The sequence below is a fragment of the Kocuria arenosa genome (assembly GCF_042879215.1).
In the GTDB taxonomy this organism is placed as follows: Bacteria; Actinomycetota; Actinomycetes; order Actinomycetales; family Micrococcaceae; genus Kocuria; species Kocuria arenosa.
The window spans coordinates 402,339-415,870 of the sequence record NZ_JBHZTA010000001.1 but is presented as its reverse complement, the minus strand read 5'-3'; the positions used below and the strand labels follow the sequence as shown (position 1 = coordinate 415,870).

Annotated in this window: 14 protein-coding genes; 5 read left to right on the top strand and 9 right to left on the bottom strand. The window is 72.5% G+C overall.

Going from position 1 to position 13,532, the window contains the following annotated elements; translation table 11 throughout:
- Window positions 1–58 precede the first annotated feature (58 nt).
- A complete protein-coding gene (locus ACFYE3_RS01965; protein WP_387605306.1) occupies window positions 59–835 on the bottom strand; it encodes a type 1 glutamine amidotransferase domain-containing protein in 777 nt (258 codons plus the stop codon).
- A 188-nt stretch (window positions 836–1,023) separates the two neighbouring features.
- Here ACFYE3_RS01965 and ACFYE3_RS01960 point away from each other — a divergent pair, with 188 nt between their 5' ends.
- Together ACFYE3_RS01960 and ACFYE3_RS01955 are read left to right on the top strand one after the other, a co-directional pair.
- Window positions 1,024–1,419, top strand: a complete 396-nt coding sequence (locus ACFYE3_RS01960; RefSeq protein ID WP_368821332.1) for a hypothetical protein — start codon at window positions 1,024–1,026, stop codon at window positions 1,417–1,419.
- Window positions 1,420–1,640: 221 nt separating this feature from the next.
- Window positions 1,641–3,194, top strand: a complete 1,554-nt coding sequence (locus ACFYE3_RS01955) for an HNH endonuclease signature motif containing protein (protein ID WP_387605308.1) — start codon at window positions 1,641–1,643, stop codon at window positions 3,192–3,194.
- Between the two features lie 143 nt (window positions 3,195–3,337).
- Here the strand turns inward: ACFYE3_RS01955 and ACFYE3_RS01950 are convergent, their stop codons facing one another.
- The 4 genes from ACFYE3_RS01950 to ACFYE3_RS01935 form a co-directional block, all read right to left on the bottom strand.
- Window positions 3,338–4,213 carry a D-hexose-6-phosphate mutarotase gene (locus ACFYE3_RS01950; RefSeq protein WP_387605309.1) on the bottom strand — a complete coding sequence of 292 codons (876 nt, stop codon included), beginning with the start codon at window positions 4,211–4,213 and terminating at the stop codon, window positions 3,338–3,340.
- Window positions 4,214–4,312: 99 nt separating this feature from the next.
- Window positions 4,313–5,758, bottom strand: coding sequence for an alanine/glycine:cation symporter family protein (locus tag ACFYE3_RS01945; RefSeq protein WP_387605310.1), 1,446 nt, complete (start codon window positions 5,756–5,758; stop codon window positions 4,313–4,315).
- Between the two features lie 155 nt (window positions 5,759–5,913).
- Window positions 5,914–7,179 carry a multidrug effflux MFS transporter gene (locus ACFYE3_RS01940; RefSeq protein WP_387605312.1) on the bottom strand — a complete coding sequence of 422 codons (1,266 nt, stop codon included), beginning with the start codon at window positions 7,177–7,179 and terminating at the stop codon, window positions 5,914–5,916.
- A 46-nt stretch (window positions 7,180–7,225) separates the two neighbouring features.
- Entirely contained in the window at window positions 7,226–7,558 is a 333-nt protein-coding gene (locus tag ACFYE3_RS01935) for a hypothetical protein (protein WP_387806050.1), read from the bottom strand.
- Between ACFYE3_RS01935 and ACFYE3_RS01930 the strand changes: the two genes are divergently transcribed.
- Genes ACFYE3_RS01930 through ACFYE3_RS01920 form a run of 3 tightly spaced genes read left to right on the top strand, consistent with a single transcriptional unit; the run spans window position 7,448 to window position 9,337 of the window.
- Entirely contained in the window at window positions 7,448–8,050 is a 603-nt protein-coding gene (locus tag ACFYE3_RS01930; protein WP_387606014.1) for an LOG family protein, read from the top strand. The two genes, ACFYE3_RS01935 and ACFYE3_RS01930, sit on opposite strands and share 111 nt — an antisense overlap.
- A 4-nt stretch (window positions 8,051–8,054) precedes the next feature.
- Window positions 8,055–8,846, top strand: coding sequence for a tRNA (guanosine(46)-N7)-methyltransferase TrmB (gene trmB, locus ACFYE3_RS01925; protein ID WP_368821326.1), 792 nt, complete (start codon window positions 8,055–8,057; stop codon window positions 8,844–8,846).
- Window positions 8,843–9,337 (top strand): GNAT family N-acetyltransferase, encoded by a 495-nt coding sequence (locus tag ACFYE3_RS01920; RefSeq protein ID WP_387605314.1) that lies wholly within the window; start codon window positions 8,843–8,845, stop codon window positions 9,335–9,337. The genes trmB and ACFYE3_RS01920 overlap by 4 nt, the downstream gene beginning before the upstream one ends.
- 28 nt (window positions 9,338–9,365) lie before the next feature.
- Here the strand turns inward: ACFYE3_RS01920 and ACFYE3_RS01915 are convergent, their stop codons facing one another.
- The 4 genes from ACFYE3_RS01915 to dnaK all read right to left on the bottom strand — a co-directional run bounded on the left by ACFYE3_RS01915 (window position 9,366) and on the right by dnaK (window position 13,507).
- Window positions 9,366–9,806 carry a heat shock protein transcriptional repressor HspR gene (locus ACFYE3_RS01915; RefSeq protein WP_387605316.1) on the bottom strand — a complete coding sequence of 147 codons (441 nt, stop codon included), beginning with the start codon at window positions 9,804–9,806 and terminating at the stop codon, window positions 9,366–9,368.
- Window position 9,807: 1 nt separating this feature from the next.
- Window positions 9,808–10,833: a DnaJ C-terminal domain-containing protein gene (locus ACFYE3_RS01910; RefSeq protein WP_387605318.1), complete on the bottom strand. Its 1,026-nt coding sequence runs from the start codon at window positions 10,831–10,833 to the stop codon at window positions 9,808–9,810.
- 158 nt (window positions 10,834–10,991) lie between these two features.
- The gene (locus tag ACFYE3_RS01905) at window positions 10,992–11,654 is read right to left on the bottom strand and encodes a nucleotide exchange factor GrpE (RefSeq protein WP_387605320.1); all 663 of its coding nucleotides are present in this window, start codon (window positions 11,652–11,654) and stop codon (window positions 10,992–10,994) included.
- On the bottom strand, window positions 11,651–13,507 hold the full coding sequence (gene dnaK / locus ACFYE3_RS01900) for a molecular chaperone DnaK (protein WP_368821321.1): 1,857 nt from the start codon (window positions 13,505–13,507) through the stop codon (window positions 11,651–11,653). Before dnaK ends, ACFYE3_RS01905 begins: the two co-directional genes overlap by 4 nt.
- Window positions 13,508–13,532 lie beyond the last annotated feature (25 nt).

Sequence of the window (13,532 nt, the reverse complement as noted above, 5' to 3'; positions counted from 1 at the left end):
GCGAGGGGCGACGCGGGCGTTTCCGCCCGCGCCGCCCCTCGCGCGGGGTGGTCGGGGCTCAGCCCTGGTCGTCCTCGGACTTCTCGGCGTCGTGCGCCCGGCGCAGCGCGGCGGAGTCCGCCTCCTGCGCCGCCTTCTGCTCGCGCACCACCGCGGTCAGGAGCTTGGTCATCTCCTTGGCCACGCCGGCCGCGGACTGCGGGTTCTGCCCGGTGACGAGGCGGTCGTCGACGACGACGTTCTCGGTCCAGTTCGGCGCCGTCCGCACGTCCGCGCCCTGCTCGACGAGCTTGTCCTCGAGCAGGAACGGGACGACGTCCGACTTGCCGACCTCGTCCTCCTCGGCGTTGGTGAAGGCGGCCACTCTGCGTCCCTCGACGATGCGCAGACCGTTGGAGAGCTCCACGTCGACGAGACCGGAGGGCCCGTGGCAGACGGCGCCGACGACTCCCCCGGCGTCGTGCACGGCGGCCACCAGCGACTGCAGGTCGGCGTTGCCGGCGAAGTCCCACATGGTGCCGTGACCGCCCACGAGGTAGACGGCGTCGTACTGGGCCGGGTCGACCACGCTGATCCGCGGGGTGTTGTACAGGGAGGCCCGCACGGTCTCGTCCTCGAGGTACTGCCGCTGGACCTCGTCCTCCTCGTCCTTGCCGTCCTGCGGGGGCTGCCCGCCGGCGATCGAGGCGAAGTCGACGAAGTACCCGGCGTCCCGGAACACCTTCCACGGGTGCGCCGCCTCGCCGACGAAGTAGCCGGTCGGCTCCCCCGTGTCGCCGAGGGTGTCGTGGCTGGTGAGAACGAGCAGAACCTTCTTCATGGTCTCGATGTCCATGTCTGTCCTTCCGTCGGGTGGCAGGACGCGGAGGGCGTCCCGCCGGCTGGTGGCCAGCCTAGGCTCCACGGGCCGCCCCCGGCGCGGGTGTTCGCTCCCGGCCCGTCCCGCGCGGAGGGCGCGAGGCCTCCCCTGATAGGGTCGTTGACGACTCAATAACCCTGTTCGCCCTCCTGAAAGGACCGACCATGAGCCTCTCCAACGCGATCCTGCGCGGCGTCTCCGGCGCCTACCTGCTGCAGTCCGGCTACGGCAAGAAGGACCTCCCCACGGAGGCCGCCGCGGGTCTCCAGCAGTTCGCCGCCACGGGCGTCCCCCAGTTCAAGGAGTGGGACCCCGACACCTTCGGCAAGTTCGTGGCCTACTCGGAGATCGGCATCGGCGCCGCCCTGCTGACGCCGTTCGTCAACAAGCGTCTCGCGGGTCTTGCCCTCGGCGCGTTCTCCGCCGGACTGCTCTCGTTGTACTTCCGCAACCCCGAGATGACCCAGGAGGACGGCATCCGCCCGACCGAGGCCGGCACGGGCCTCTCGAAGGACGCCTTCCTGGCCGCGATCGCCGCGGCTCTGGTGGTCTCCAAGTAGGCACGCCCCCGCAGGAGCCCCACGGGTGCCGCACGTCCGCACGGACGGGCGGCACCCGTTTCCTCTCCCCGGCCGTGGGCCGCGCGGCACGGCGCCCTCCGGACGGACGGGCCTCCTAGGACGTCCGAGGCGCCCGGGAGAATGGGCCCATGACGACGACGGCGCACCGCCGGGCCCGTCCTGCTCCGGGTCCGCACCGAGCCCCTCCCGTTGGGGAGAGGGTGCTGGACCCCGGTGTCCGGGCCGAGGTGCGGACGGTCGTCGGGGAGCTCGTCGACTCGGCGGCCGCGCAGGCGCGGGAAGCGGGACGCCAGCTGCGCTGCATCCACCGGCTGTGGTTGCTGGCCTGGGAGGACCGCGAGATCGACTGGGTCTCCTCCGCGGGGCTGATGCCGTACGAGGCCGACGAGCTCGTGTGCTCCCTCCTGGAGACCGAGGACCAGATGGTGCGCGACCTCGCCGACGAGATCGGCCCGGCGCTCCACCTGCCCGCGGCCACGGCCCTCGAGCGTGTCCGCGAGGCACTGGTGCTCGGACTCCATCTGCCCGAGACCCTCGAGGCGCTGGAGGCGGGCCGCTTCAGCGCCCGCCACGCCTCGGTGATCGCCGACCAGTGGCGCGAGCTGGTCGAGGACGCCCCGGCGGGCCAGGAGGCGCCCCCCGACGTCGTGCAGCAGCTCGCCGCCGAGCTGGTGGAGCGGGCCCCGCACTGCACGGTGGCGCAGCTGCGCGCGTGGGCCCGGCGGCGGCGGGCGGCGCTGCTGGCCGAGACGCAGGAGGCGAGGCACCGGGCAGCCCGTGCCGGACGCCGGGTGTGGGTCGAGCACGGTGAGGACGGCATGGCGTGGCTGCACGCCCTGCTGGACGCGCCCACGGCGCTCGCGGTCCAGGACCGGATCGACGCGCTCGTGGCGCTCCTCGGGCCCGCGGAGGCGGCTGCCGGCGCGGTGGCGGACCGTGACCCGGGGGAGTTCGAGCCGACAGGGGCCGCGGGGGCCGCTGCTGTCCGGACCGAGGCGCAGCTGCGGGCGGACGTCCTCGGCGACCTCCTGCTGGCCGGGGAGGTCGCCGACGACCCCGCGTTCCCGCGCGGTGTGCGGGGCCAGGTCTGCGTGACGGTCCCCGTGCTCACGCTGCTGGGGTGCCGCCCCGAAGGCCCGGCCGCCGGCGTGCCCACGGATGCCCCGGTGCTCGCGGGTCACGGCCCGATCAGCGCGGAGGCCGCGCGGGAGCTGGCCGCCGGTGCGTCCTCGTGGCAGCGCGTACTGACGCATCCCGTCACCGGCGCCGTCCTCGACCACGACCGCACCACCTACTCCGTGCCCGCCGATCTGCGCCGCAGACTGCGGCTCCGCGACGGGACCTGTCGTTTTCCGGGGTGCCGCCGGCGTGCCGAGCGCTGCGACCTCGACCACACGGTGGCGTGGCAGGACGGAGGTCGGACCGCCGCGGACAACCTGGCCCACCTGTGCCGCCACCACCACCTCGTCAAGCACCGCAACGGTGTCCTCGGCCGCTGGTCGGTGCGACAGCTCGGGCCGGCGCCCACCGGCGGAGTGCTCGAGTGGACGTCACCGGCCGGGAGGACCTACCGCACCGTGCCGGATCCCTCGGCCGGGTCCACGGCCGGCGGACCGGTCTCGGACGGCGGGGCGCCGGACCGTATAGGTCCGAACCGCTGGGTGCCGGACCGCTGGGTGCCGGACCGAGCGGTGCAGGACGGGCGCGCGATGAACGGACCCGTACCGGAGGACGCCGACCCTCCCCCGTTCTGACCGCCGGACGGAGCAGTCGGACGGAGCAGTCGGACAGAGGGTACGGATGATGCGGGACGTGCGGCATCCCGGCCGGTGCCGCCGCGGGACCCGTGCGCCGGTCGAGCTCTCCGGCCGTGCCGACCGCCGGACGGTCCTGGGCCTCAGGCGTGAGGCCGGCCCGGGTCCTCCGCCGTGGTCTCCACCGACAGCCGGTAGCCCATGCTGTGGGTCTCCTCCGGCTCGAGGTGCACCGCGTCGGCGTGGGTGTTGCCGCCCTCCACGCACACGAAGTCCGTCCAGCCGTCCGGCCCCACGTCGGACATCGCGGCCGCCTTCTCCGCCCAGGGGTTCCACACCACGGTGGTGCCGGAGTTCTTCTTCCGGATCCGCAGCACCCGCCCCAGCACGGGATCCACGACGGCCACGTCGCCGGTCGAGCGGTACACCCGGTCCGTCTCTCCGTCGAACCGGAGCTCCCCCTCCTGCACGCAGTCCTCCTGCTCCAGGACCTTGTCGCGGTAGGAGGCGCCGGCCAGGCCCTCGACCCGGATCTTTCGCACGTCCCCCACCACCAGGTAGGCGTGCAGAGCCTCCTCGAAGTCGAACGGGCGCTCACCGGTGTTCGTGACGCTCAGCTCGAGGGACAGCTCGGTGCCGAAGCGCACCACGAAGTACGCCTCGAACGGGTGCGGGAACTGTTCCCGGTGCGCGGGATCGGTGACGTCCGCGTCCGAGAGCCGATAGACGACCATCGCCTCGTGGTCGGAGGACTCGCGCGACTCGACGTGCCACGGGAGCGTGCGGGCGAAACCGTGCTTGGGCTCGCGTCCGCCCTCCGCCCCGTTGGCGAACCACGGGAAGCAGATCGGGACACCTCCGCGCACGGGGCTGCCCGTCTCGAGCGCGGTGCTCGGGGACAGCCACAGGACCGGGGCGTGGCCCGTGGGGATCCAGTCGGTCACGTGCGCGCCCTGGTCGTAGACGGCGCCGGTGGCGTCCGCGCAGGAGAACGGGCGGGGCTCGGGAAGTTGGCTCATGCCCCTCAGGCTAGACGGAGGGCCCGGCCCCCGTCAGGAGGCCGGGCCCTCGTGGACCGGCAGCCGTCGAGAGGCCGGGCCCTCGTGGACCGGCAGCCGTCAGACGCCGGTGCGCTCGTACGAGTCGATCGCTCCGGGGTGGCCCTCCATGAACGCGTCGACCTGCCGGCCGTCCGCCCGCAGCTTGGGGTCGTGGTTCAGGTAGTGCTTCGTCTCGCGGACGACCAGCCCCGAAAGGAGCAGCAGCCCGAGGAGGTTGGGCAGCGCCATGAGGCCGTTCATCACGTCGGCGAAGTTCCACACCACCGCCAGTGGCACGGTGCAGCCCACGAACACGATCAGGGAGAACACGACCCGGTAGGGCATCACGGCCGCCCTGCCGAAGAGCCGTTCCATGCAGCGCTCGCCGTAGTAGGCCCATCCGAGGATCGTCGAGTAGGCGAACATCACGAGCCCGACGGTGACCACGTAGTGCCCCCACTGCCCGGGCAGGCCCTGGCTGAAGGCGTCGCCGGTCATGGTCGCGGCGAAGTCCGCCCCCTGCTCCCAGACCCCGGTGGTGATGAGCACGAGTCCCGTGCAGGTCACCACGATGATGGTGTCGATGAAGGTCTGGGTCATGGAGACCAGGCCCTGGCGGACCGGATGGGTGGTCTGGGCCGCCGCCGCGGCGATCGCGGCCGAGCCCATGCCGGACTCGTTGGAGAAGATGCCGCGGGCCACGCCCATCTGCACGGCGAGCATGATGGCCGATCCGGCGAACCCGCCGACCGCCGCGGTGCCGGAGAAGGCGTCGGTGAAGATCAGGACGATCGCCTGCGGGATGGCCGCGACGTTGACGATGAGGATGAACAGGGCGCCCAGGACGTAGAAGAGGATCATGACGGGAACGAAGCTCGCCGTCACCTTCCCGATGGACTTGATGCCGCCCACGAGCACGGCGAGCGTCAGCACGGCGAGCACGGCACCGGTGATCCAGGTGGGGACGCTGAAGGAGCTCTCCAGGTTGGAGGCGATGGAGTTGCCCTGGGTCATGTTGCCGATGCCGAAGGCGGCCAGCGCGGCGGCGATGGCGAAGAAGATCGCCAGGAACTTCCCGAACCCGTTGCGGATGCCGCGCTCCAGGTAGTACTGGGGTCCGCCGGAGATCTCCCCTTTGGCGTCCGTGGTGCGGAACCGCACGGCCAGGAAGGCCTCGGAGTACTTGGAGGCCATGCCGAGCAGGCCGGTGACCCACATCCAGAACAGGGCGCCGGGTCCGCCGATCGAGATCGCGGTGGCCACGCCCACGATGTTGCCGGTCCCCACGGTGGCCGCGAGCGCTGTGGTCAGTGCCTGGAACTGGGAGACGTCACCGCCGCGGGCGTCCGCGTCCTTGCGGTCGAACAGGGCCAGTCGCAATGCGGGGCCCAGCTTGTGGAACTGCAGTCCGCCCAGCCGGACGGTCAGGTACAGACCGGTGAGCAGCAGCAGGGGGATGAGGACGTAGGGCCCCCAGATGATGCCGCCCAGTTCGCCGAGGGCAGTCTCGATGGTTTGGAGCATGTGATCTCCCGTGGGTGTCGGGTGGATGAGGAAGCGGGCCGGAACGGGACTGTGACCTCTGTCTCGGCAGAAGGCATCTAATCACAGGTCAGCCGGTCCTCCCGTCAGGGACCGGTGGCTCGGCCACAGTGTGGCCCCGGACCGTTTCCGCCCGGTTACGGCCCTGGCGGGGCGGCGAGGTCCTCCGGTGCCCGCCGCGAGAGCGGGCGGGCGAGGAGCACGGCGCCCGTGGCGAGCAGCGAGCACACGGCCATGGACACGGCCATCGGCACCGCGGTGTGCTGACCGGCCAGACCGGTCAGCGGGCTCACGAGCCCGGCCAGGAGGAACTGGACCAGCCCGAGCACCGCCGATCCGGCCCCCGCCCGGCCCGGGACCCGGCCCTGGGCGAGGGCCACGGCGTTGCCCATGACGAAGCCGATGCAGGTCTGGCTCACGAAGAGGTGCGCCAGCGTGGTCCACCCGGTGATCCCGGCCAGCACCAAGCCCAGGCCCACCACGTTGACGGTCGCCATGACCACGATCGCGGTGCGGAGGATCGTGCCGGGCTCGACCCGGTCGACGAGGCGGGTGTTGACGACCGCGCCCAGGATCGAGCCGCCCGCGTTGACGGCGAAGACCACGGAGTAGCCGAGCGCCGAGTAGCCGAGCACGTTCTGCAGCACGAAGGACGAGGCGGAGATGTAGGAGAACAGGGCGCCGAACGCGAGCCCGAAGGCCAGCGCGTAGGCCATGAACGACGGGGTGCGCAGCACCTGCCACGACCCGGTGACCACCGCGCCCACCCCGCCGCGGTGCCGCCGGTGCGCGGGCAGGGTCTCCGGGACGACGAGCACGGAGCACGTCAGCATCAGCAGCCCGAACGCCGCGAGCGCCCAGAACACGGTCTGCCAGGGGGCCACCGTGGCGATCACCCCGCCCAGCAGCGGGGCCACCACCGGGGCCAGGGACGTGATGGTCGCGAGGATCGAGAACAGCTTGGCCGCCCCGCGGCCGGAGGTGATGTCCGAGACGACGGCGCGGGCGATCACCACGCCGGCCGCCCCGGCGAGGCCCTGGACCGCCCGCAGCACCAGCACCGTTCCGATGCTCGGGGCGAGGACCACGGCGACGGAGCTGAGCAGGAACAGCGCGTTGCCGGCCACCATGAGGCGGTGCCGGCCCAGCACGTCGGACACCGGCCCGAGCACGAACTGCCCCAGGGCCATGCCGACCATGTACGTGGTCAGCGTCAGCTGCACCGCGGAGGCCGACGCCCCGAAGTGTCCTGCCATCGCCGGCATCGAGGCCAGGTACATGTCCGTGGCCATCGGGCTCACCGCACTGAGGATCCCCAGGGCCGCCACCAGCACCACCCGGTCCTTGCCGCCGGAGAGGCGCAGGCGGGACCGCACGCGGTCGTCGGGCGGCGGTGAGCTCACGGGAGGTCCTTCGGCAGGGTTCTGCGGGGCGAGCGCGGGGCGCGACTCATGCTATCGACGCCGCGACGAGGACGGGAACGACGACCGCGACGAGGACGGTGACGACGACCGCGACGAGGACGGTGACGACGACCGCGACGAGGACGGTGACGAGGACGGTGACGACGACCGCGACGAGGACGGTGACGACGACCGCGACGAGGAGGGAAACGACTACCGCGACGACTACCGCGACGACTACCGCGACAATGTTCCCATGAGACTCGCCGTGTACACCGGGGCCTCCCTCGGCTCCGACCCCCTGTTCGCCGAGGCCGCCCGCGCCTTCGCCACCGCCCTTGCCCGCCGCGGCGTGGGCGTCGTGTACGGCGGCGGCCACGTGGGGCTGATGGGCGTCGTCGCCGACGCCGCGCTGGCCGCCGGGGGCGAGGTGGTCGGGGTCATGCCGCAGTCCCTCGTGGACGACGAGACGGCCCACACGGGGCTGACCGAGCTGCGGATCGTCCGGACGATGCACGAGCGCAAAGCGGAGATGGCCGCGCTCGCCGACGGGTTCGTGGCCCTGCCCGGCGGCCTGGGCACCCTCGAGGAGATCTTCGAGGCGTGGACATGGCTGCAGGTCGGAGTGCACGCCAAGCCGGTCGGCTTCCTCGACGTGGCCGACTACTGGAGGCCCCTGCTGGACGCGGTGGCCTCGATGTCCGCGGCCGGCCTCGTGCGCCCCGAGTACCGGGACGCCGCCGTGGTCGCCCGGGACGCCGACGGGCTGCTCGCCCGCTTCGCGGTGTGGGAGGCGCCGCGCCGTCGCTGGTCCGAGCCGCCCGTCCCCGGCGCCGGCGCGCCGGTGGCCCGCCCTGGCCCTAGGATGTAGGGCGATGAGCGAGCACACCCCTTCCCCCGCCGAGGGCCCTGAGCAGGGTCCCGTCCCCGAGGCGTTCCACCGCCGGCCGTACTCCTTCGTGCGCCGCGGTGATCGCCTCACCGCCCGCCGCCAGAAGGCCTGGGACGACTGGGCGCCCTCCCGGGTGCTCGACGTCCCGCGCGTGCGCACGGACACCTCCGTCCACCCCGACCACGAGTTCGACGCGGCCGCGGCCTTCGGGCGCGAGGCGCCCCTGGTCGTGGAGGTCGGCTCGGGGCTCGGGGAGGCTGTCGTGCACGCCGCCGCCCAGGACCCCGCGCGGAACTTCCTCGCCGTCGAGGTGTACAAGCCCGGGATCGCGGACCTGCTGCTCAAGGCGGGCCAGGCCGGCGTGGACAACGTCCGTGTGGTGCAGGCCAACGCGCCCGAGGTCCTGGAGCACATGCTCGCCCCGGCCTCGGTCGACGAGCTGTGGGTGTTCTTCCCCGACCCCTGGCACAAGACCCGCCACCACAAGCGGCGCCTGGTCTCCCCCGCGTTCGCCGAGCTCGCGGCCCGGGTGCTCGCGCCGGGCGGGCTGTGGCGGCTCGCCACGGACTGGCAGGAGTACGCCCTGGTGATGCGCGAGGTCCTCGACGCGTCCCCCCACTTCGAGAACGTCCACCCGGGACCCCTCGCCGACGACGAGCACCCGGACACGGGCTGGGCCCCCCGCTGGGAGGGACGGGTCCTCACGAGTTTCGAGCGCAAGGCGCGGGAGGCGGGCCGCGTCCCACGCGACCTCGTCTACCGCCGGACGGCGTGAGCGCCGTCCCCGGCGCGGAGCGCGACGGCTTCGTCGTCGTGCTCCCGGGCGATCCCCGCACGCAGCCGCTGCTCGAGGGCCTGCACCTCGAGTACGTGGAGCGCTACGGCCCCGAGATCGGGGCGGAGGAGATGGCGCACCACCCCGTGGCCGACTTCACCGCTCCCACCGGGGGGCTTCTGCTCCTGCTCGAGGGCGGCGTGACGGTGGCCGGCGGCGCGTTCCGCCGGTACGACGACGCCACGGCCGAGCTCAAGCGGGTGTGGACCGCCCCGGCGCGCCGCCGGCGGGGGATCTCGCGGCGGGTCCTGGCCGAGCTCGAGCGGCTCGCCGCCGCGGCGGGCTACCGGCGCGTCTACCTCACCACGGGCAGCCGTCAGCCGGAGGCCTCCGCCCTGTACCGCAGCAGCGGGTACGTCCCGCTGCCCGGGACCGCCCGGGTCTATGCGGGCGGCGCGTACGACGTGGGCTTCGAGAAGCACCTGCCCTGACCCGCACCGGTCGGGCAACCGGTGCTGCTCAGCGCTCCTGCTGGCGCGGGGGCCGGTACAGCACCACGGCCTGCGAGATCTTGCGGGCCCGGGGACGGGCGCCGCGGGCCATGCGCACCACGTCCCCGCCGACACCGGCGGCGAAGATCCGCGAGGACTCCTCGGCCCGGTCCCGGGCGACCTCGAGCTCCTGGGACAGCTCCGCCACCCTCGACCGCAGGGCCGCGACCTGGTTCTCCAGCTGGAGGATGCGCCGGATCCCCTCGAGGGACACGCCCTGCTGGGACAGCACCTGGATCTGCTGCAGCTTCTCGATGTCGCGCTGGGAGTAGCGGCGGGCGCGGCCGGGGGCGCGGGACGGCTTGACGAGGCCGAGCCGGTCGTACTGGCGCAGCGTCTGCGGGTGCATCTCCGCGATCTCCGCGGCCACGGAGATCACGAACAGCGGCTGGTCGGCGTCCAGTGCCATTTCACACCCGTGCCTTCTCGGCCAGGCCGGCCCGGGGGTCATCGGCCGCGGTCGCCTCGGCGAACGCCCGGACGGCGGCCTGCGCCTGCTCGTCCAGCACCGCCGGCACGTGCACCTCGACCGTCACGATCAGGTGGCCCGTGCCCTTGGCCGTGCTGAACCCGCGCCCCTTGACGCGGAAGCGCCGGCCCGATGACGTTCCCGCCGGCACCTTCACGCGCACGGTGCCGCCGTCCAGCACGGGCACCTCGATCGTGGCGCCCAGGGCCGCCTCGGGGAACGTGATCGGCACGGTGACCTCGACGTCGTCCGTGCCCTCGACGCGCTGGAAGAAGGAGTGCGGCGTCACGTGGACGGTGACGTAGAGGTCGCCGGCCCCGCCGGCACCCGAGTGGCCCTTGCCGGCGAGCTTGAGCTTCTGCCCGTCGCGCACGCCGCGCGGGATCCGCACCGTGGTCTCCTGGCCGTTGCCCCGGCGCAGCTTGATGGTGGTGCCGTGCACTGAGGAGCGGAACGGGATGGTCGTCTCCGTGCGGATGTCCTCCCCGCGCGCCGGCGGGGCCTGGTACCCGCCGTAGCCGCCCGGCGCCCCGTACCCGGTCTGGCCGCCGAACTGGGCGAACAGGTCCTCGAACCCGCCCGGGCCGCCGGGACCGCTTGACCCGCCCGTGGAGTAGGTCGTGCGGCGACGGCGCCCTCCGCCGCTCCCGCCGAAGATGTCGCCGAAGAGGTCCTCGAAGTTCGCCGAGCCGCCGGCGCCGCTCGGGCCCCCGGCGGTGAAGCGCGCCCCGGAGCCCATCGCGCGGATCGCGTCGTACTGCTTGCGCTCCTCGGGGTCGGAGAGCACGGAGTTTGCCTCCGTGATGTCCTTGAACCGCTGCTCGGCCTCCGCGTCGCCCGGGTTCTGGTCCGGGTGGTGCTGGCGGGCGAGCTTGCGGTAGGCCTTCTTGACGTCGGCGGCGGACGCGTCCTTGGACACGCCGAGAATGCTGTAGAAGTCCTTGTCGATCCAGTCCTGGCTGGCCATGACGCCTCCTTTCTGTGGGGCCGGTCGGGGTCCTGCGGGGCAGAGCCCCGTGGTGGTCCTCGTCCCCGGCGCCGCGGCGCCGGGGACGGGTGGACGGGGCAGGGGAGGTCCGCCGGCGGACCTCCCCTGCCGTCGCCGGGATCAGGCCGGGACGGGCCTCACTCGGCGACCGCGACGGCGACCTGGGCCGGCCGCACCACGCGCTCGCCGATCCGGAAGCCGGAGCGCAGCACCATCGAGATCTGGTCCGGCTCGACCACGCTCGTGGGCTGCTGCAGCACCGCCTCGTGGACGTTCGGGTCGAACTTCTCCCCGATCTCCCCGATGCGCACGAGCCCCTGCCGCACGAGGGTCTCCTCGAGCTTGTTCGCGATCGCCGCGAACGGGCCGTCGGTGAGGTCGCCCGCCTGCCGGGCCGCGTCGATGTCGTCGAACACCGGCAGCAGCGTCTGGAGGAGGTCGCCCGTCACGAAGGTCCGGAGCTGCTCCTTCTCGCGCGCCGTGCGGTGCTTGAAGTTCACGAACTCGGCCTGCAGCCGGCGCAGCTCCTCCAGCCGCTCCTCGGCGAGGGCCGCCGCCGGGGAGTCCTCCCCCGCGGCCGCCGCAGGGGCGGCGTCCCCGGCCTCCGCGTCCGTCGACTGCGGCGTCGAGAGGATGTCGTCCACCGTCAGTCCCTCCGGCCCGGCCTCCTCGCGCGGGCCGTCGCCGGAGTCCTGCGCGCGCTGCTCGCCGGGGTGCGCGGCGGGGTCGCCGGGGACGTTCCCGGTGCCGTGGTCGTCCGCGTTCTCGTCGGGTCCTGGCGTGGGGTCGGGCATGCTCACTTCTTCTCGTCCTCGTCGTCGACGACCTCGGCGTCGACGATGTCCTCGTCACCGGTGGCACCGGTGGCGCCTGCACCCGGAGCGCCCTCGGCGCCCTCGGTCTGCGACTGCGCGTAGAGGGCCTCGCCGAGCTTGGTCTGGGACTGCTGCAGCTTGTCGTAGGCCGTCTTCACGGCGTCGTCGTCCTCGCCCTCGAGCGCCTTCTTCAGGGCGTCGACGTCGGCCTGCACCTCGGACTTGACGTCCGCGGGGAGCTTCTCGTCGTTGTCCTTCAGGAGCTTGTCGACGGAGTACGCCTGCTGCTCCGCGTTGTTGCGCAGGTCGGCCGCCTCGCGGCGCACCCGGTCCGCCTCGGCGTTGGCCTCGGCGTCCTTGACCATGCGGTCGATGTCCTCCTTGGAGAGGGAGGACCCGCCCGTGATGGTCATCGACTGCTCGGTGCCGGTGCCCTTGTCCTTCGCGGAGACGTGCACGATGCCGTTGGCGTCGATGTCGAAGGTGACCTCGATCTGGGGCATCCCGCGCGGGGCGGGGGCGATGCCGGTCAGCTCGAAGGTGCCCAGGTTCTTGTTGTCCCGGGTGAACTGGCGCTCGCCCTGGAAGACCTGGATGGACACGGACGGCTGGTTGTCCTCGGCGGTGGTGAAGGTCTCGGACCGCTTGGTGGGGATGGCCGTGTTGCGCTCGATGAGCTTGGTCATCACGCCGCCCTTGGTCTCGATGCCCAGCGACAGCGGGGTCACGTCGATCAGCAGCACGTCCTTGCGGTCGCCCTTGAGCACGCCGGCCTGGATCGCGGCGCCGACGGCGACGACCTCGTCCGGGTTCACGCCCTTGTTGGGCTCCTTGCCGGCCAGGCGCTGGACGGTCTCCGCGACGGCGGGCATGCGGGTCGAGCCGCCCACCAGCACCACGTGGTCGATGTCGGACACGGAGATGCCGGCCTCGGCGATGACGTCCTTGAACGGCTTCTCGGTGCGCTCGAGCAGATCGCGGGTGAGCTCCTCGAACTTGGCGCGGGTGAGGCGCTCGTCCAGGTGCACCGGGCCCTCGGGGGTCACGGACAGGTACTGCAGGGAGATGCTGGTGCTGGTCGCGGAGGACAGCTCCTTCTTGGCCTGCTCCGCGGTCTCCTTGAGGCGCTGCAGGGCGATCTTGTCCTTGGACAGGTCCGCGCCGGTCTTCGACCGCACCTGCGCCAGCAGCCAGTCGACCACGCGCTGGTCCCAGTCGTCGCCGCCGAGCCGGTTGTCACCGGCGGTCGAGCGGACCTGGATGGTGGAGAAGTCGTCCTCGTCCTTGCCGACCTCCAGCAGGGAGACGTCGAAGGTGCCGCCGCCGAGGTCGAAGACGAGGATGAGCTCGTCCTCCTTGCCCTTCTCCAGGCCGTAGGCGAGCGCCGCGGCGGTGGGCTCGTTGACGATGCGCAGCACGTTCATGCCGGCGATCTCACCGGCCTCCTTGGTGGCCTGGCGCTCGGCGTCGTTGAAGTACGCCGGGACCGTGATCACGGCGTCGGTGACCTTGTCGCCGAGGTAGGACTCGGCGTCGGTCTTGAGCTTCATGAGGATGCGCGCCGAGATCTCCTGCGGCGTGTACTTCTTGCCGTCGATGTCGGTGGACCACCCGGTGCCCATGTGGCGCTTCACCGAGGCGATCGTGCGGTCCACGTTGGTGACGGCCTGGCGCTTGGCGATGTCGCCGACCAGGGTCTCGCCGTCCTTCGAGAAGGCGACGACGGACGGCGTGGTCCGGTTGCCCTCGGCGTTGGCGATGACGGTGGGCTCGCCGCCCTCCAGCACGGACACCACGGAGTTGGTGGTGCCGAGGTCGATTCCTACTGCACGAGACATGGGTGTGTTCTCCTTCGGGTCGAGC

Coding starts and splice junctions, on each gene's coding strand:
- ACFYE3_RS01945 (WP_387605310.1), bottom strand. CDS start 5,758: ATGCTCCAAACCATCGAGACTGCCCTCGGCGAACTGGGCGGCATCATC.
- ACFYE3_RS01910 (WP_387605318.1), bottom strand. CDS start 10,833: ATGGCCAGCCAGGACTGGATCGACAAGGACTTCTACAGCATTCTCGGC.
- dnaK (WP_368821321.1), bottom strand. CDS start 13,507: ATGTCTCGTGCAGTAGGAATCGACCTCGGCACCACCAACTCCGTGGTG.
- ACFYE3_RS01950 (WP_387605309.1), bottom strand. CDS start 4,213: ATGAGCCAACTTCCCGAGCCCCGCCCGTTCTCCTGCGCGGACGCCACC.
- ACFYE3_RS01915 (WP_387605316.1), bottom strand. CDS start 9,806: ATGGCACTGGACGCCGACCAGCCGCTGTTCGTGATCTCCGTGGCCGCG.
- ACFYE3_RS01960 (WP_368821332.1), top strand. CDS start 1,024: ATGAGCCTCTCCAACGCGATCCTGCGCGGCGTCTCCGGCGCCTACCTG.
- trmB (WP_368821326.1), top strand. CDS start 8,055: ATGAGCGAGCACACCCCTTCCCCCGCCGAGGGCCCTGAGCAGGGTCCC.
- ACFYE3_RS01965 (WP_387605306.1), bottom strand. CDS start 835: ATGGACATCGAGACCATGAAGAAGGTTCTGCTCGTTCTCACCAGCCAC.